General features: G+C 34.1%; 16 protein-coding genes. 6 read left to right on the top strand and 10 right to left on the bottom strand.

From position 1 onward, the window contains the following. The first annotated feature begins 155 nt into the window (after nt 1-155). From FF125_RS09660 to FF125_RS09650, 3 genes are all read left to right on the top strand, one after another. Entirely contained in the window at nt 156-2,402 is a 2,247-nt protein-coding gene (locus tag FF125_RS09660) for a tetratricopeptide repeat protein (RefSeq protein WP_138949578.1), read from the top strand. Between the two features lie 41 nt (nt 2,403-2,443). After that, nucleotides 2,444-2,680: a Smr/MutS family protein gene (locus FF125_RS09655; protein WP_138949577.1), complete on the top strand. Its 237-nt coding sequence runs from the start codon at nt 2,444-2,446 to the stop codon at nt 2,678-2,680. A gap of 250 nt (nt 2,681-2,930) precedes the next feature. Then, nucleotides 2,931-3,617 (top strand): response regulator transcription factor, encoded by a 687-nt coding sequence (locus FF125_RS09650; RefSeq protein WP_138949576.1) that lies wholly within the window; start codon nt 2,931-2,933, stop codon nt 3,615-3,617. 44 nt (nt 3,618-3,661) lie between these two features. Here FF125_RS09650 and FF125_RS09645 read toward each other — a convergent pair whose 3' ends face one another. The 7 genes from FF125_RS09645 to FF125_RS09615 form a co-directional block, all read right to left on the bottom strand. Then, nucleotides 3,662-4,738, bottom strand: coding sequence for a radical SAM protein (locus FF125_RS09645; RefSeq protein WP_138949575.1), 1,077 nt, complete (start codon nt 4,736-4,738; stop codon nt 3,662-3,664). Then, entirely contained in the window at nt 4,735-5,058 is a 324-nt protein-coding gene (locus FF125_RS09640; protein ID WP_138949574.1) for a hypothetical protein, read from the bottom strand. Before FF125_RS09640 ends, FF125_RS09645 begins: the two co-directional genes overlap by 4 nt. 155 nt (nt 5,059-5,213) lie before the next feature. Then, entirely contained in the window at nt 5,214-7,271 is a 2,058-nt protein-coding gene (locus FF125_RS09635; protein ID WP_138949573.1) for a hypothetical protein, read from the bottom strand. A 332-nt stretch (nt 7,272-7,603) separates the two neighbouring features. Beyond that, nucleotides 7,604-8,107, bottom strand: a complete 504-nt coding sequence (locus FF125_RS09630) for a DUF4251 domain-containing protein (RefSeq protein ID WP_138949572.1) — start codon at nt 8,105-8,107, stop codon at nt 7,604-7,606. A gap of 311 nt (nt 8,108-8,418) precedes the next feature. Beyond that, nucleotides 8,419-10,017 carry a DUF1501 domain-containing protein gene (locus tag FF125_RS09625; protein WP_138949571.1) on the bottom strand — a complete coding sequence of 533 codons (1,599 nt, stop codon included), beginning with the start codon at nt 10,015-10,017 and terminating at the stop codon, nt 8,419-8,421. Between the two features lie 5 nt (nt 10,018-10,022). Beyond that, nucleotides 10,023-11,516: a DUF1800 domain-containing protein gene (locus FF125_RS09620; protein ID WP_138949570.1), complete on the bottom strand. Its 1,494-nt coding sequence runs from the start codon at nt 11,514-11,516 to the stop codon at nt 10,023-10,025. 122 nt (nt 11,517-11,638) lie between these two features. Further along, complete coding sequence (locus FF125_RS09615; protein WP_138949569.1) at nt 11,639-12,286, bottom strand: porin family protein; 648 nt, start codon at nt 12,284-12,286, stop codon at nt 11,639-11,641. 230 nt (nt 12,287-12,516) lie between these two features. Between FF125_RS09615 and FF125_RS09610 the strand changes: the two genes are divergently transcribed. Beyond that, complete coding sequence (locus FF125_RS09610; protein WP_138949568.1) at nt 12,517-13,515, top strand: metal-dependent hydrolase; 999 nt, start codon at nt 12,517-12,519, stop codon at nt 13,513-13,515. Nucleotides 13,516-14,155: 640 nt separating this feature from the next. On the opposite strand, the gene tnpA is transcribed toward FF125_RS09610, so the two are convergent. Next, nucleotides 14,156-14,608 carry an IS200/IS605 family transposase gene (gene tnpA / locus FF125_RS09605; RefSeq protein ID WP_138949567.1) on the bottom strand — a complete coding sequence of 151 codons (453 nt, stop codon included), beginning with the start codon at nt 14,606-14,608 and terminating at the stop codon, nt 14,156-14,158. A gap of 578 nt (nt 14,609-15,186) precedes the next feature. Here tnpA and FF125_RS09600 point away from each other — a divergent pair. Continuing rightward, nucleotides 15,187-17,571, top strand: a complete 2,385-nt coding sequence (locus FF125_RS09600; protein WP_138949566.1) for an outer membrane beta-barrel family protein — start codon at nt 15,187-15,189, stop codon at nt 17,569-17,571. A 73-nt stretch (nt 17,572-17,644) separates the two neighbouring features. On the opposite strand, the gene FF125_RS09595 is transcribed toward FF125_RS09600, so the two are convergent. Together FF125_RS09595 and FF125_RS09590 are read right to left on the bottom strand one after the other, a co-directional pair. Then, nucleotides 17,645-17,938, bottom strand: coding sequence for a GIY-YIG nuclease family protein (locus FF125_RS09595; protein ID WP_138949565.1), 294 nt, complete (start codon nt 17,936-17,938; stop codon nt 17,645-17,647). A 132-nt stretch (nt 17,939-18,070) separates the two neighbouring features. Further along, nucleotides 18,071-18,760: a DsbA family oxidoreductase gene (locus FF125_RS09590; protein WP_138949564.1), complete on the bottom strand. Its 690-nt coding sequence runs from the start codon at nt 18,758-18,760 to the stop codon at nt 18,071-18,073. A gap of 307 nt (nt 18,761-19,067) precedes the next feature. On the opposite strand from FF125_RS09590, the gene FF125_RS21900 reads away from it, so the two are divergent. Continuing rightward, nucleotides 19,068-19,223 carry a hypothetical protein gene (locus tag FF125_RS21900; protein WP_175418902.1) on the top strand — a complete coding sequence of 52 codons (156 nt, stop codon included), beginning with the start codon at nt 19,068-19,070 and terminating at the stop codon, nt 19,221-19,223. Nucleotides 19,224-19,283 lie beyond the last annotated feature (60 nt).

Raw genomic sequence — 19,283 nt, 5'->3', positions numbered from 1 at the left:
ATGATTTGAAATGTAAAGTTAAAAATAAATACGCCTTCTGTCACTCATAAAAGAAGAACTTTTAATGCACATAAATAAATTCAATTAAAAAAAGCAAAATTTTTTATTTCACTATATTTACAATAGCTTTATCCTCTCATTTGTTATTACATTTTATGCCGAAAATAATTACTTTTTTTCTACTACTTACTACACTATTATTGACTGCCTGTGGGGATAAAAAAGAAAAATACAAAAAACTAGAAACCAAAGAAACTACCGGAATTTCAACGAAAGTGATACCCGATGCACATTTTTTAGGTAGCGAATCGTGTAAGGAATGCCATCAAGACCAATTTAAAGACTGGAAAGGATCTGATCATGATAGAGCCATGGAACTTCCAACTCGTGAAACTGTTTTGGCAAAATTTGAAGGAGAAGTATTTAAAAGTCAAGGCGTAACTTCTACGTTCTTTATAAAAGATAGCGTATTCTATGCGAATACAGAAGGGCCTGACGGGTTAAATCACGATTATAAGGTCGCTTATACCTTTGGTGTAAAACCCTTACAACAATATTTAGTTCAATTTCCTGATGGAGCCTATCAAGCCTTAAGAACGGCATGGGACACTGAGAAAGAAATCTGGTTTGATCTTTATCCTGATTTTAAAGTAGTACATTCTGAATGGCTACATTGGTCTAGAGGTGGTTTGAACTGGAACAATATGTGTGCTGATTGTCACTCTACAAATGTTAGAGAAAATTATGATGAAGCTACTAAGAAATACGACACCAAATATTCTGTAATTAATGTAAGCTGTGAAGCCTGTCATGGACCGGGAAAAGATCATATTAACCAAGTTAAGGAGTTGGGTAATGACTACGATTCTGCTGCTAGTAATTTACACATGACTTCTAATATTTCTTCGCACCAATTGGTAGATGCCTGTGCAAGATGCCATATGAGACGTGAACAAGTTTCAGAGAATTTTAATTATGAAGGCACGATGCTTGACCATTATTTTCCACAATTATTAGAAGCTCCTACGTATAATGCTGATGGTCAAATATTAGATGAAGATTATGTTTATGCCTCCTTTGTTCAAAGTAAAATGTATAACAATGGTGTTTCTTGCAAAGATTGTCACAATTCACACTCCTTAAAATTAAAATTTGACGGCAATAAACTCTGTATGCAATGCCACGAACCTACAAAATACAATGTAGCTTCGCATCATAAGCATGAAGGATTTGAAGACGCTACACAATGTATCAATTGTCATATGGTGGGTAGAACGTATATGGGTAATGATTACAGACGCGATCATAGTTTTAGAATACCGAGACCTGATCAAAGCATCAAATATGATACGCCTAATGCCTGTGTGCAATGCCATACGGATAAGACAAATGAATGGGCGTGGCAAGGTTTTCAAAAATTATATGGACAGCCAGATAGTATCCATTTTTCAGATCAATTGGCTCCGGGAATTGTTGGAATACCCAATGCACATGAAGGGTTGTTTGATTTAGTTCAAAATGAAAAACAGCCAGATATTGCAAGAGCTTCAGCAGTAAAGGCTCTTCAAAACTATAATTTACAAAGTCGTTTTGATGAATTTATGGCGTTTTTAAATGACAAATCACCCTTAGTTCGTGGTGCTACACTTGATGTATTAAGCCAATCGAATACAACGGATTTTATGTCGTATTTATTACCCTTATTAAAAGATGCGAAAAGATCTATTCGAATAAAAGCCTATTTTGCCTTAGGTGATGTGCCTGAAACAAATATACCAGCAACTTATGCCGATGCTTATAAAAAAGCAGGTAAGGAATTTCAGAGCTATTTAAAAATAAATGCTGATTTTAGTGGTGGACAAGCCACAAAAGCAACTTATTACCAAAAGAAAGGTGATTTACAAAACACTAAAATAGGCTATGAAAAAGCCTTAGAAATTGATCCTAATAATAATATTGTTCGTAGTAATTTAGCCAATATCTATTATAATTTAGGAGAGCCTAACAACGCCGAAAAAGCATTTAGAGAGGTTATTAAACAAGAACCTGAGTTCGGAATTACCTATTATTCTTTAGGCTTATTGCTTGCTGAACTAAATAGGATTGACGATGCCATTGCTGAAATGGAAAAGGCCTATGCTTTACTACCAGATAATATCCGTGTGATCTATAACCTGAGTTTAATGTATGGCAAAGTAAATAATTTGAAAGCTGCTGAAAAAACATTAAAAGAAGGCATTACAATCTATCCCAATAACGAAGATTTACTATATGCCTTAGCTTTTCAGTATGTAAACCAGAAAGAAGTTAAAAAAGCCATCCCTATTATAAATAAATTGATTCAGCTAGATCCTAATAATACCAATTATCAAAACTTGATGAAAACATTAAATCAAGCATAAATAAATTGTGATTCCCTTAGGACGCTTATATACCATTTGTAATGAAAAAATTATTCTTTAGAAAACCTCCATTGGACCTTCATGGTGTTACCTATTCTGACGTACAAGAATTGGTAGAAGATTATGTATTGTTAAATCAGAGTTTTTTACCCCTACAAATTATCACTGGTAATTCTCAAGGTATGAAAAACAGAGTAACACGTTGTTTAAAAGAACATGGCTTTACCTACCAAATAGGTGATGCATACAACAAAGGATATATCGCGGTTTTAAAATAAAAGTGCTTAGTACCATCAATAGACTCATTTTTAAAACCCACTAAATTCTACAATTTTACCAGTCAATGAGTTTAAATTCCATAAGTAGTACTTCTAATAGATATACTATTGATTAGAAAAGGGGAAAACACCTTTCGTAAAAAGGGGAAATACCCCCTTGACAATGGCTAGATATAATTGTATTTTTGATTTGATAATAGGAGTTATCACATTTAAAATCTTCCCAAATTTAATTCATAACCGACTAAAAATGATTCCAATTGGAAAACATAAGGTTTTTGATTTGACTCGGAATTTTTTAATATCAAAAATTTCGAAAATTATCAACGCAGATGAATCTTCGAAAAATTCAATGATTAGTATCTATGTCATTGAAACCGAACAATTTTTATGTTGTAATGAAGGAATAAAAAAGTTTATTGGTGAAAATTATCCTAAGTTGTTTGATCAAGGTTGGGAGTTTTGGTTTGAGCTGATCGATTTTAAAGAATCAAAAGTAGTTAAGGAAAAAATAAAAGCCTTTATCACCCCACCCCATATTTATCAAAAATTAAACCTTAGGTATCATATCACTAATGTTTTTAAAAAAAGAATTTTTATAAAGCATGAAATATTCATGTACAAATTAAAAGATTATTCCCTCCTTGTAAATTATCTTTTTGATATTTCAGAAAAAGAAAAAATAGAACATTGTTTTAAATCTAATGAACTTATAAAATTTAACCCATCCAATAGCGAACAGTCCTATCCAATTTCATCTAGAGAAAGGGAAGTATTGGGATTAATTGGAGATGGGTTTTCCTCTAAACAAATAGCAGATAAACTTTATATTAGTAACCATACGGCTATCTCTCATCGTAAAAATTTAATCGAAAAGTTTAAAGTTAAAAATACGGCTCAACTTATTAAAAGGGCTTCCAAAGTAATTGATTTATAATATTTATCAATTCTGCCTTCAGTGTGTCAATTAGGTTAAGATTATTATATCGGTATATTTATATGGCTATTGCTGTTTTTAACAATTAATTCCGTCCATGCAACAAGATCATTTTCTTTATCATTAACTATTGAGAAATAAGTGTCTTCGAGAAGTTGATATAATGACTCCCACTTCTCATTTATAAATCGGTCAAAAACATCAATATTTTGAGCAATTTCATTAATATTTCCAATGTTAAACTTATCAGAAAAACCATATGAAATGGGTAAAATAGTCCCATTTTCATCAATTACAACCGTTTTAAGTGCCTGTGATAAATTTGTTTTATCAGGATTGAAGTTGGTGCCAAAGTAAGTTGCTGATTCCGGATGTTCGACCATGTTATCACGGTGCAAAAAATCCAATTGAAAAAGCAACTCTGGATAATATTTACTTTTTAAAAAATTTCCTAGAATATATACCTTATGTAATAATTGTTGATCAACTTTAGTGGTGTTCATCTCTACTTTTGCTCTACCATAAAGCTCAAGAGGATGTAACTGAAGCAATTTTGCTCCATTATTTTTTGCAAATTTTGAAAGCCATAAAATTAAATCCCAACTCTTAGGTGTGAGGGTATGAATAAAACCAAAGTCTATATCTAATTCCTTCAAAATTTCTACCCCCTCTATCATTTTAGAGTATGCACCTTTAAAATTTCTAATTTCATCGTGTAGCAACTCATCACCATCAATACTAACAGCTATTAAATCAATATCCTTTAATATATTTTTTGCTCTTTCACTTTTAAGAAGCATCCCGTTAGATGCCACAAGATTTTTATATCCAATATTTTTACTTTCCTTCAAAACTTCCGATAAACTAGAATATAAAAATGGCTCACCTCCTGATACTGAAAGTGCATTGAAACCATACTCCCAAGCATATTTTAAGAAACCAATTATTTCATTAGAATCTAGTTCCTTTTTTAAACCCGGAGCAGAACTTGAATAACAATGTTTACAGCTTAGGTTGCAACTTAAATTGGGATGCAAATGGATGACACGGAATCCGTCCAAAAAATTATCATTCCGTGTCTTCCTTTCACAAGGGGAGTTTTTTGTATTTAAAGTCATCATTTCTGAAATTGTTCTCCCAACTTAAATCGAACATCTAACAAGTCAGGAAATGGAATTCCAAGTGGGAAAATCTCAATACCATATATTTCTGGAATTTTAAATACATCTTTTAACTTTGCAAGGTCTTTTACTCCTAGCCTACCTCGCACTACTACCCCGTCAGGATAGGGTATTCCGTATTTCCATATTCTATCAATTATCACATCATATTTACGTAATGTTGCAATAATTTTAGAATATTTTTTCAATGCTGTTTTATCTAATCTACTATCAGACAAATGTGCCATTAAGGTCTTTTCATAATCTAAAGTTTGTTCCATATTTAAAGTTTTAAGTTCATTAAAAAGTTAAGTTTTATTTTATAAAAATAAACCAGTCTATTGTGGTAATCAATCCCCATTTTTGGGGATTTTGATCTGTAAAAATAAAACAGCTCCTAGGGGTAGAAGCTGTTTTACCAATTTGAGAAAAAGATTTAATCTTTTAAACATACTGTGATATTTACTGGAATATATCTATTGTTCGTTCTACTATCCCAAATCGTTTTTGCGTAAGCTCTTAAATGTATGTTGCCACAATTTTTATCTGTAGCAGTGATAATACTAAAGTCCATTCCACTGACATTATTTGAACCATACGCAATCGTATTCGTTCCAATAGTGCTATCTACAGTCGTTGTTAATATAAAATTATCAAGATAATCAACATCAACAGTATATTCACCATGAATTGTATCACCTTTAGTGTAGTGTGTACAATTACCACTATCATCTATTGTCATGGTAGCATGTAAAGTTGAATTATCCATTTTAATTACTTGACTATCGAAGGTTCCATCAAGATGTTCAATTGTTATTAGCAACATATCGTTAGTTCCAGGCTTAAATTGAGCAATATAGTTACCCGTATTAAACGCGTGAGGAGGATATGTATATTCATAAGAACTATTAGCTATTATAGCAGGAAAAGCACTATATGTATCAAGTATTACATCATCATTGACATAATAACTAATACCACTAACCAAATTAGTCACCTTCACTTTATATTTTTGACCTGGAAATGTATCACCTTGAATGGTAATTAAACCACCAAAAGGGCAATCGTCCTTTACGGGATGAACGCCTTGTGCAAAATAAGCACCCGGAATGGTCAAACCTGTTAAGGCATTTATTTGAGAAGTATAAATACCTCCAACAATTTTCATATGAGGACCTACACCTGAATAAGTAGTTGGACTTATTTGTATATAAGATTCTACTACATTTCCATAATGGGAACAATTCATACTTGTTGGTGGTGTATTCCATGAAAGGACAGCCCTTACTTTTAGTACTTGAGGATCTGTACATTTCTTTTTCAATTTAGAAAAATTATAAGGCAATGTCACAGCGTATGATAAACCGTTACTAGGTATAGAGTTTAAATCATGTACCTCTACAAAGCTTGTACCTGCATGTTTCCAGTCGCAACTATTTTCTTCCTGAATATAAAAAGAAACATATTCCTTACTGCCTTTTTTACACAAACCTCCGCTATAACCAGATGACTTTTTAATTTTAAAAGTACCTACCAAAGCTTCTTGATGATAGTCTGCACCCACACAATAAAGTTCTTCATAATCTGTATTACATTTCATTTTATGAAAATTAACCAAACTGTCTAAAAAAGGATATTTTTGAGCCTCAAAAATGTCTGCAATATTTTGTTTTAGTTTTAAATCATTCGTTTGAATTGCTTTTTGAAGCAAGCTAAAACCAAAGCGATGAGGTTCAACTTTGTTTTTTTTATAATTTATAGCCAGCTCTTTAAAGCTAGAGGGAGAAGGAGTAATTTCTTTAATGGCTTTATTTAAAAAGTCGATTCCACCAATTTCATTTTGGGCAATTTGATTGAGTGAAATTGATGGATTACTAATTGCCTTTTCTAGTAAAAAGCCAATATCTAATTTAGGGAAGTCAGGAAATATAAATTTAAAAGGACTAATTTGAATATATTCATCCTTTACATCGCCCCAAGTATAAGTACCTACATTTTGATTGGGGTCATTAGGTGTTGGTATTGAATTCCACGATAGAATAGCCCTCACTTTTGGTAGGTTTTCTTTGGTGCAAAAATATCTTTTAGGGTTAATCTTTAAACGAACAACATAATCGATTGGTTTTTCATTTTTACCATCACAATCTTTTCCTGTTGGAATATCGTGTACATTAAATCCGGTATAGCCCATATCTTGCCAGCCATTGCCATCTTCATAATCTAAATAAAAACGAACATATTCAAAAGAACCATTTGTACAAAGATTACCTGAATATCCATTTGTTTTTTTAATTCTAATTGTCGCGGTTAATTCTTTAAAAGTCGAATTATAACCTACACAACCTAATTCTTCAAAAGAACTATTGCCTTTGCTCTTAAAAAATTTAAAATCTGTTTTAAATTTCAATTTTGTGAATGCTTTTTCACCTAGAGTTACAAAAGAATGAAACTCTTGCCTAGCAAGCATCAATTGTTTGTCATCTAATTTTACCATGATCTCTTTTTCTTTTTTTTAAGCCTACTCTATTCCGTTTTCAGCTTCCCGGTTTTAGAGAAATTGGGTAGATAGTAAAATGATTATTCTACTATTATTAGTGGCTAAATTAGATGCTAAGGTTGCAGTAGTCAATCCCTAAAAATGGGGAAATTGAAACTTATTATTCCATAAATAATATCTCTATAATACATTCGAGAAAACTCAAAATAAAAAAACCATTACTTTCGTAATGGTTTTTTTATTTGCTAAACTCAATAGTTTTGCAATACTTCATTTATCAATACAGCATTGAATTTATTTACTTCTTTTATAAACTAAAAATAGTTTTCTTAAATGACTACTTTTTGTATTTCACCTTCATAACTCATAATCCCCCTAGAACTTGAAGAAATTTGAACCGTAGCTTTTCCGGTGCCTAAAATGGTTATATAGATACTATAACTCTCATTTTTATCTTTGGCTTCAAATTTTACAAATATTTTTCTTCGCTTGTCATTGTATTCTATATCAAAATCTGTTTCCGAAGTGTTGAACTCAATATTATTTGATCCTTTTAACGTACCTCTATTCATATTGCCAATAAAAGGAAAATTGGCATAAGCTTTATCATCTTCAATGAGTAAACCATCACCTATCGCCTCGGTCCGATCTCCTTTTTGGGTAACTATATATGATGTTTTAAAAACAAACTGACCCTTTTGAACCAGTATTTTTGTTTTAGCATACTCTGCTAATTTCTTTTGCATTTTTAATTCCTTTTTAGATTGAGCGGTCAACATCGTTGTAGTCATGACCAACATAAAACAATAAAATAAAAGCCTATTCTTTTTCATAAAATTTGAATTTTTTGGGTAGAATGCATTTATTTTAAGCTCCCATTACTGTTAAAAATAGACATTCAAATGATTCATATAAATTTAAGCGACATGTTTTTTTAAAACAATGTAGATTTTAAAAGTAATGATTTTTACCTATAATGAAGTAAATTAAAAAGGATATTTACAATTAAGACCTTGTGATTTGTAGGAATACACACGATAAAAAAGGAATTAAGGATAGTCCAATACTGAAAAAATGCTCCCTATTTTCGGAAATTACCGAATTAGGAAGCGTTTTAATTTTAATTAACAAATAGTCTGTGTAATTAAGAAATTACTATTTTTTTACTGTAATTTTTATTGTCTTTATTGATATTATAAATATAAACACCAGCGGCTAAATGTGGCCACTTTTCTGAAATAGAAATATCATGTTGTCCTGCCTCTAAACGGTCTTCAAACAACACGCCTGTTTGTTGACCTATGATATTAAATAGGGATATTTTATACGTACCTTCTTCGTTATTTTCAATACGAATAGCGACCTGATCTTGATCATATATCGCCGTATGTTGAAACTTTTCTCTGATTAAATAATCGTGATTGGTCACTTTACTACTACAAGAAAATCCTAAATCTAAAGGTACATAAGGTCGTGGAATCGATTCATTGATAGCTGCAGAATCTACACAAAGCCATTCTTGCATTACCGTACCATAAACGTTGATAAAATCTTGTGTATAATTTAAGTTTCCACCGCGTGTTAAATTGGTTAAACTTGGATGTTCTCCGATAAATCCGTTACCATTTAAGGCGGGACCAAAAAGTAACATTGGTGCAGCCGTACCATGATCGGTTCCGTTAGAGCCATTTTGTTTTACACGTCGCCCAAATTCTGACATGGTCATCGTTAACACATCACGATCGCGTCCACTTGGTTCTAAATCCAAATAAAATGCTTGTACCGATTCAGAAATATCTGTCAATAATTCTTGATGTTTTTCGGGTTGATTGGCGTGCGTATCAAATCCATTTATGTTTACCATATATACACAAGTACCCATTCCCGCTTTAACTGTTTTAGAAATAATTGACAGTGATTTACCTAAATTAGTATCAGGAAATTCAACCGTATTGGTTTGCGTTGCCGCTGCCTCTTTTATTACTTCTGAATATTTTAACGTAGTATTTAAAACACCACGTACATATTTTAATTGAGAACCTTTGGTACAGTCAGGTACATCAGCCACATTGTATAAGGTACCATCAGAAGCAATTCGTTCTAACTGACCTGTATTGGCAATGGTAAAGGAATAATTAGCATCGGTTCCTTTAAACATAATATCACCCATACCACCAATTTGTAAGGCTGGAGGAGCTTTGGGTAAATTCAATAAAAAATCAGGATATAAATCTTCAAAATAACGTCCATAGACACCCGTTTCTACCAAATCATCATCCGTACCTCTGGAGAAATTATCAGTTCCTGTAAAATGCGATAAGTTCATATTTTCATAACCTGTACCATTTACCACTTTCATACAACCACCTTCCCAAAGGGCTTCCATGGAGTCTTGTAAATAACTAGGCACTCCAAATTCTTCCGTTAACTTATAAATATCAGCCATTTCGTGCTTTAACGTCGGTCTGTGATTGGCATAACTGTCATAATCATAAATAGGTACAATGGTATTTAATCCGTCATTACCACCTTGCAATCTAATGATTAACAATACTCTATCACTACTTGACTCTCCTAAGGCTTTTGTTAAAGCTGTTGGTTGCCCATATGCCATCGGAATTCCGTTTACCATTAAGGTAGCACCTGCCCCACCTAACCCTAAGGTTTGTAGGAAAGAACGTCTGTTCCATTTCTTATGATCTTCAGTTTTACAACTGGCATGAAAATTTTTATCTGTACACATAAGTTCTATTTAATTTGATAATCTGGTAAGGATACGATATACTCTAATAAATCGCGGACTTGGAGCGTGGCCGTTTCAAAGCCTAAGGTCCAAGTATTGTCATCGAAATAATTGGAAGGCACTCTACTTTTAAATACATCTACACCCACAGTATAATCATCCATGGTATAGGGAATTTCATTCATTAATGCTTCAAAAATGGCCGTAGCTACAACATCTGCATCATTGCTATTACTTGATACATCTATCGCAAATTCTCTAAATTGTTCTTGGTCTTGTTCCCATGCCCATTGCAATACATCATCAATCAAATAACCTGCTCTAAAGGTAATAGTACCTGAGTTTAACCAGTCTCTATCTCCATCCCAACCCGCAACGGTGGGTGGATTCAAAATATTCTGATCGAAAAGCCAAGAGGATATATTTTTTATAGACTCCTTATTCATGTCATAGTCTCCATAATCAAGCCCTGTAGAAGTCATAAATTGAACAATCAAATCTAATGGACTTTTAATAATGACACTTTTAGCATTGGCATCAAAAAAATGAGCACTCTTAAATAAGGTTTTTAAAATAGGAGCTATTTCAAAACCATTTGCAACAAACTGTGCGGCGAGTGGATTTATAATTAAGGTCCGAATGTCTTCATCTACTTCAGGACTCACAAAATCGATATAGATTCTTTCACAGATATAACGTGCAATGAGATCTGCTCTTTGCTCAAATAAAATATTAATTACATCGTCATAGCCCCAATTACCGGTTTGACCAAATATAGTTTTAGGTTCTGCATCAAATTTTTCTACATTAAAAATAATACGAGAATTTTCACCATTTTCATATTCATTATATCCTGTTAAGGCTCTCGCGGTATTTACAATATCATCTTCGGTATAGCCATTACCTTCACCTAAGGTGAAAAGTTCGTACAATTCTCTTGCATAATTTTCATTGGGATGGCCTACTACATTATCAAAACTATTTAAAAATTTAAGCATGGCTTCATCTAAGCCAATTTCATGAATAAAAGTTTTAAAATTGCCAAAACTATGGCGTTGTAAGGCAAGAAAATATCGAAAGGCGTAGCCTGCAAAATCATATTCACTAATTCTGGTCACTATGATATTATGCCAAAAAAAAGTTAAGCGTCCACGAACACCATTGTCTATTAATTCTTTAATAAATGCATACTGAGCCGTTTCTTTATTCTTATCATTTTCATCTTCACTGTAGGTAAATCCGTTCGCTGCATAATCAGCAGGATCTAACGGTGCCCAACCAGGTGAAGCTGTTGGTGCCAATCCCATTGCGGCATCAATAATCTGATCGACATAAGCCGATGGACTCTGAATCAACGCATTAGCAATGTCAGCAAACGGAATACCAAAACCTAAACGGTTGTGCAAGTGGCGTACATTTGCGGCATTCCATGGGTTTTCTGTGCTTGGAACATAAGCCGTTAAAGGGGATATATTACATGATAAGTAGCTAGTTGTCATTTAGTTGCCTTTTATAACTTAGTTAAATAGTTTTATTAGTATGTATAGTATGATATAATCCATTTCGTTTTTTAATATCTATGCTCTCTTCTCTTCGCATGTATCACTCCTTTCCCTTCTCCCTAATACACTTCCTTTTCTCGTAAAAAATAATTGATAGAAATTCCTATGGTTTTATTTTTCCAAGTATCAGAATCTGTATTCATAATATTGGTTAAGCCATTGTAATAATTCAATCGGAGTTTTACCCGTTTTTTAACGAGCACTCCCACACTTGCATTCGCACCAAAGCCCAAACGTTTTACATCTGCATCACCGCCAATATCTAAAAAAACAGTTTCTGTATCATTTTTAGTAATGGCTCTATTGTGATATCCGACGTTAAGTCCGGCATCTACAAAAAATTGCAGGTTTCTTCTATTAAAATTAAGGTAGTATCCTAAATTGATGGGAATCTCAATAACATCAATTCCCCAATTTTCATTGGAAGTGTTGATGCCTCTTCGGCTAATGGCCTTAAAAGACCTTCGGTTAAAGGTAAAGCCCAATCGTACAAAAATGCGATCGTTTAATTCTCTTTCGGCTACATACCCTACCCAAAATCCAGTAGATCTGCTGGGTTCAACAGATTCACCTACCATAAAATCAGTATTGGTTGAATTGACACCCACATCTAAACCATGATAAAATTGACTGTGTGTAATGGACGTAACGAAAAATAAAAGAAGAAAAATTCTTTTGAAAGGTAAGCTTGTAAATTGTTCTCCCATATTACAGTTTAGGCATCGTTAGTTTATAAATCAGGGAGATTATTAAAGAAGAACGTTAAAATATTGCGTTTATTATGCTCTTATCAAAAAAATAATGAAAATGATGAGAATTCTCTAATTTAAAATAAAATCCGATTTTAGAAATAATTAACGTAATTGTAAATTTATTTGTGGATTTTTGCAGCCTTAAAACGCTAAACATTTAACGCTTAACCTATTTTGTCTATTTAATGGATTCTCTTACTCAAATTGTATTAGGTGCTGCCATCGGTGAGGTCGTACTTGGAAAAAAAATCGGAAATAAAGCCATGCTTTATGGAGCCATAGCCGGTACCATTCCTGATCTAGATATTGTATCGTCCTTTTTTACAGATACCGTTACCGCATTACGATATCATAGAGGTTTTACCCATTCCATTGTGTTTTCCATATTATTTGCCCCACTAATGGCGTGGCTGGTGACACGCTATGAACCCTATAAAAATTTCAGAAATTGGTCTTGGTTGTTTTTCTGGGCTTTTGTAACACACCCGATACTCGATGCTCATACCACTTGGGGTACACAGCTCTTTTGGCCTTTAGACATCCGACTCGCATTTAAAAGTATTTTTGTAATTGATCCTTTATATACCGTTCCTTTTTTAGTGTTTTTGATTTTAGCGATGGTTCAAAACAGAACTTCCGAAAAAAGAAGCTATTACAACAGAATGGGACTGATCATTAGTACCTCGTACTTAGCATTGACCTTACTCTTAAAATTAGTAAGCTATCAAAAATTTGAAAATGCGTTAGACAATCAACAAATTGAATATACCGAAGTATCTACCAAACCGGCACCGTTTAATACCGTATTGTGGACGGCCAATGTCAATACTCCAACTTCGTTTTTAATTGGATATTATTCGTTTTTTGACAGCCAACCCATTTCTTTTCAAGCCTATCCTAAAAACCATGAGTTTTTGGGTGAATTAATCCATAATAAAAAGGTGCAAGAAATGATCCATATTTCTCAAGGTTGGTTCACCATAACCAAGAAAAATGGCGACTTGTATTATAACGATCTTCGTTTTGGACTATTAAGTATGAAACCCGATGCTGAGAATTTTGTATTTCAATATAAAATGGAAGTAGATGCCAATAAAGAAGTCACTTTTGTAGAAGTACCGAAAGATACCTTAGATGGTAAAAAATTAGTGGCGGAATTGTGGCAACGCGTTAAGGGGAATTAAGACCTCCCCCTAGCCCCCTCCGAAGGAAGGGGGATTGTTTTTAGTGTATAGCGTATGGAGTACTTCCATCAATATTTCAGTAAAGCCTGAAGGGACGCTATACAATGACCTCCCCCTAGTCCCCTCCGTTGGAAGGGGGATTTGTTTTAGTTATATATCGTAATTATCGTTATCACTTACAGAATTACACCACCCCTGCTGAGTTCTCTTTTATCAGAACCCCGAAGGGATGATATACCCATAACGAGGGACGAAGTCCTTCGTTACAGAGACATATCCATGTGTTACACCACCCTTACAGGGTTCTCTATACTCATTTTTAGTAGCACTGGCTGGAACTCACAGTAGCGGTAAGCACCCATAGTAGCGGATGGAATGCTTCCATCCTTACTCTAATGCGTCCCTTCAGGAATATCAGAATCCCGAAGGGATGATATATCCTTAACGTGGGACGCAGTCCTTCGTTACACAGACACATCCATGTGTTACACCACCCTTACAGGGTTCTCTAGACTGATTACTAGTAGCACTGGATGGAACTCACAGTAGCGTTAGGCACCCATAGTAGCGGATGGAATGCTTCCATCCTTACTCTAATGCGTCCCTTCAGGACTTTCTTAGTCATGAAGTGATTATATCACTAATCCCATATAAATCGGTCATCATACTCCACCTCATTTTTTTCTAAAAAGTATTTGTACTCATCTTGAAATGAGTTTTTATTATGATGAGCATGTTGATTTTTTATATAGTTGACAATTGCGTCTATTTTATAAGGATTTACCGAAAATGCACCATAACCATCTTGCCAAAAGAAATTTTCTAAACTTTTATCCTTTGTTTTCATCCATTTAGAGGAATTTGCTTTTAGTTTTTGAACCAAGGTCATTAATGCTATTTTTTTAGAAAGCATACATAAGATATGAATATGATCTGTATAACCACCTACAATTAATACGGGACATTCTAGATCATTACAAACTCCACCTAGGTATTTATGTAATTCTTGTTCATAAGGAGGATGTATTAATGCAGCCCTATATTTAGTACTAAAAACGATATGTATGTAGTTTTTTACTAGTGATTGCCCCATAGTTATCGTGTGTTTAGTTTATAATACTTTGCTAGTCAATATACTTAATCCTTTTGTATTAATCAACTCCTCTAGTAGCGTCACCATAAGAATCCCGAAGGACCGCTGTACAAAGACCTCCCCCTAGCCCCCTCCGAAGGAAGGGGAATTTGTTTTAGTGTATAGCATATGGAGTACTTCCATCAATATTTTAGAAATGCCTGAAGGGCCGCTGTACAATGACCTCCCCCTAGCCCCCTCCGAAGGAAGGGGGATTTGTTTTAGTTATATTTCGTAATTATCGTTATCACTTACAGAATTAAATCACCCCTTCAGGGTTCTCTTTTATCAGAATCTCGAAGGGATGATATATCCTTAACGAGGGACGAAGTCCTTCGTTACTGCATGTGCACCGAAGACGCTATCCTTCGTTACTCCATATGAACCAGAGTCACAGCCCTTCTTTCAAAGAAAGACCACTTTAACAAAACAACAACAGAATACCTTAAAATATAATCTTATTTTTGATGCTATTTTTATCCAACGTATAAGGTAATTTTAAGTTGCTAAAATCAAACAACAACCCAAATAAAAAACGAATGCCATTATTCTCAAAATATACTTTTACTTTTCTACTTTTTAGTATTGCCTGTAATTTTAGTTTCTCACAAAACACTATTGAAGTATCGGGTACTTTAATAGAAGCCGAAACGAAACAAGCTGTTCCTTATGCTACAGTAGTTTTCTTTGATAAAACTAGCAAGGCAATTATAAAAGGAATTACCTCTGATGATGATGGTAGCTTTAGTACGACGATAAACAATCCCAACTTTTATATAGAAATCAGTTTTATGGGCTTTGCTACAAAATCCATAACGACCTATTCTGTTACCAATAACAAAGTAACTTTAGGTACCATTACCCTTGCCCCAGACAATCAAGCACTTGATGAAGTTACGGTACGGGCAGAAGTTTCAAAAACGGTTTTTAAATTGGACAAACGGGTATTTAATGTAGGTAAAGATATCAGCAGCACTGGTGTTAGTGCCTTAGAAGTGTTGAATAATGTACCCTCTGTAAATGTAAATATTGAAGGAGAAATCAGCTTACGGGGTAGTTCTGGTGTGCAAATTCTAATTAATGGAAAACCTTCTGTGTTGGCAGATGCCTCTAGCAATGCCTTAGGAACCATTACCGCAGATATGATTGAAAGCATTGAGGTAATTACCAATCCTTCTGCAAAATATGAAGCTTCGGGTACGGCGGGAATTTTAAATATCATCTTAAAAAAAGAGGATAAAAAAGGGTGGAATGGTTCCATTTCTGCAAATACTGGTATTCCTGATAATCATAGTATTGGATTGAGCCTAAACCGGCGGACAGAAAAATTTAATTTGTTTGCTCAGTTGGGTGCTGGCTATAGATCATTACCACGCGATAGTGAATCTATGAACACCGACTTGACCAATAACGAAGTTATTTATAGCAAAGGGAAAGACTATCGCGATGAGACCTTTTTCAATCTCACCTTAGGAGCCGATTACCATATTAATGAACTGAATGTACTTACCTTATCGGGTAATTTTGCCTATGAAATTGAAGATCAACCGTCAGCCACTACGTTTAGCCACTTTGATGCCAGCGATAACCTTATTTCTAAATGGATTAGAGATGAAGTCACAGACGCTACAAATCCGAAATGGCAATATGAACTGAATTATAAAAAACAATTTGAAAATAACGAAGATCATACCTTACTCTTTAGTGCCTTAGGTAGTTTCTTTGGTAAAGACCAATCGTCACAATTTAATAGCACTACGCTCTCTGGAACTGAAGTGAATGACGATCAGCAAACGGAAACCAATTTTCAGCAGGCTGATTATACGTTTAAGTTAGATTATACCAATCCGATTACTGAAGAATATAGCATAGAAGCAGGAGCTCAATATCTTATTAATGATGTAGGTAATGATTATGAAGTGAGAGACAAAGATGATAACAGTAATGTGTATACCGTAAATGAGGCGTTAACTAATAATTTTGAATACGATCAAAAGGTGTTGGGTGTTTATTTTACAGGTGCTTTTGAACGCGACAAATGGGGATTAAAAGCGGGATTACGAGTAGAGAATACCAATTTAGTGACCCTGTTAACCAATACGAATGAAAACAATACACAAGACTATACCAATTTCTTTCCTTCGGTACATAGCTCTTATAAAGTGGGGGAAAATTTTTCATTACAAGCAGGATATTCGAAACGGATTTTTAGACCGAGGTTATGGGATTTAAACCCTTTCTTTAATGTGAGAAATAATTTTAATGTCCGTGTGGGGAATCCTAATTTACAACCAGAATTTACAGATTCTTATGAGTTAACGAGCATTTATAAAATTGGTAAAGCGGCATTAAGCTCTAGTGTGTACTATAAATATACCACAGAAGTTATAGAACGTGTTTCTACTTCCTTAGACAATGTGACCACCACCACACCAGAAAATATTGGGACTAACGGCACGGTCGGATTTGAAACCAACGGAAAATACAATCCTACAAAATGGCTTACCCTTACGGGAGATTTTAACTTCAATTACTTTAACCGTGTCGGGACTTTCGAAACCAAGTCTTTTGATTTTTCAGGTAGTCAATGGTCGTCAAAATTAGGTTCTAAAATTGGATTGCCAGCTGATATTGATTTGGAGTTAACAGGATCTTACCAATCGGGTTACGAAACCGTTCAAGGAGACGTAACGGGATTTGCCTTTTTAGATTTAGGAATTAGAAAGAAGATTATCAAAGGAAAAGTAATGGTTAATTTAGGTGTTAGAGACCTGTTTGAATCGCGAATTCAAGAAAGCTATGTGTATCAAGATACTTTTGAAGCTTATAATTATGGCAAACGTGGTCGCTTTTTTACCTTAGGAGTTAGTTACGGATTCGGAAAAGGAGAAGCCATGACCTATTCGGGCGGTAGAAGACGCTAAAAGTACTATCCCCAGCCCTTTCCGAAGGAAAAGGAGCTTGATTCCAGTTGTTTTGTGCGACGAAGCAATCTGTTTATTGACTAACGTCATCAAACAAATCCTTCCATTTAGGATTTATACTTTCAATTAATTTTATTTTTTGTGCTCTGGTTCCTCCTTTTAATTGTTTCTCCCTTGCTATAGCGTCTCCAATCATTTGATGAGCTTCGTAATACACTAGTTTGTCTAAATTATACCTCGCTGTAAACGATTTTTTGCTTATTTTTTCTTTATGCTGTGTAATACGTTTTTTTAAGTACGCAATTACACCAACATAAAGTGTTGTGTTGTTTTTATTGGTTAGGATGTAAACATGTCCTGCTTTCATAATATTACGTCATTGCGAGGAGCATTTTTATGCGACGAAGCAATCTGTTTATTGTTTAGTATTACACTTCATGAGACTGCTTTGTACCTCGCAGTGACGTTCTCATTTTTATGTTCCATCCCTACCCTTTTATTAACACACTCCAGTAACAGGATCGCAGCTCTCGCCTTCACCACCAATAATTTCTATAGGAGCTATTTGAGCAAATGCCTCTAAAAACACACTTGTAGGTTGTGCACCGCTGATACCAAACTTATCATTGATAATAAAATAAGGAACGCCAGAAACGCCACGTTGTTGGTAGTGAGCTATTTCTTGTTTTACGGCATAAGCAATAGCATCATCAGCTATGATGCGTTTTGTTTTTTCGGCATCCCAATTGAATTCTTCCATTACTTTAATAAGGACTTCAATGTCATTTAGATGTAGGTTTTCATCAAAATAGGCTTTTAAAAAGCGTTCTTTTAAGACATCTTTAAATCCTTCTTCCCCTGCTACTTGCATTAATTGATGTAATGCCAAGGTGTTTACCGCTAACCATTGGTCTCCAAAATTAAAAGTAATACCTTCTGATGCTCCGGCTTCAGTAATTCGGGTCATGGACGCTGTCATGTCTGTGTTGCCAAATTTATTTGTCAAATAGGTTTCTCTGTCTAAACCGGCTTCGGGTATGCTTGGATCTAACTGAAAAGGATGCCAAGTAACTTCAATTGGTGCACCTTTCCATTGTTTTATGGCAGCTTCTATTCTGCGTTTTCCTATATAACACCATGGACAGGCTACGTCTGATACAATGTCTACTTTTATGGTTTCTTTTTGCATTATTTTATTTTTCTGTTAAGTGTCTTTAGTCGCTAATTTTTGCAAAGCTAACAATTTTGGTCATTAGAATGGTAGGCGTTGCTATGCCTTTATATTCAGGCTATTTGTATTCTGAAAGGACATAAAAATTATTTTCCTTTTTGTTACAAAATGAAACAATGACCTACTGCCCTATTGTGTAATTTTGAGTATGAGATATACCAATTACTTCGGACAACATTTTAAGGAACACGGACAACCCCATTTAAACAATGATTGCTATAAACAGTATTTTAATCTGGTGTGTATAGAAAACAAAATTCACGGTATGGAACTCCTCAAAAAGAAGTATAAAGGCACGCCCGAATACTTTAAATACGACATGGAAATTGCCAGCCTCCAAAAACAAATTTTTCAGATTACTACCGATGATAAACCTGAATTCTTTTTACTAGAACTCTTAAAGAAATCTGCGAATTACTAATGAGGTTATAATATGGTAACGAAATTTATAAAGTATTTATCTTGTGGTATTAATATGCCT

The organism is Aureibaculum algae (genome assembly GCF_006065315.1).
GTDB lineage: Bacteria > Bacteroidota > Bacteroidia > Flavobacteriales > Flavobacteriaceae > Aureibaculum > Aureibaculum algae.
Note: the sequence above shows the minus strand (reverse complement) of the source record. Positions and strands in the feature narration are given on the sequence as shown.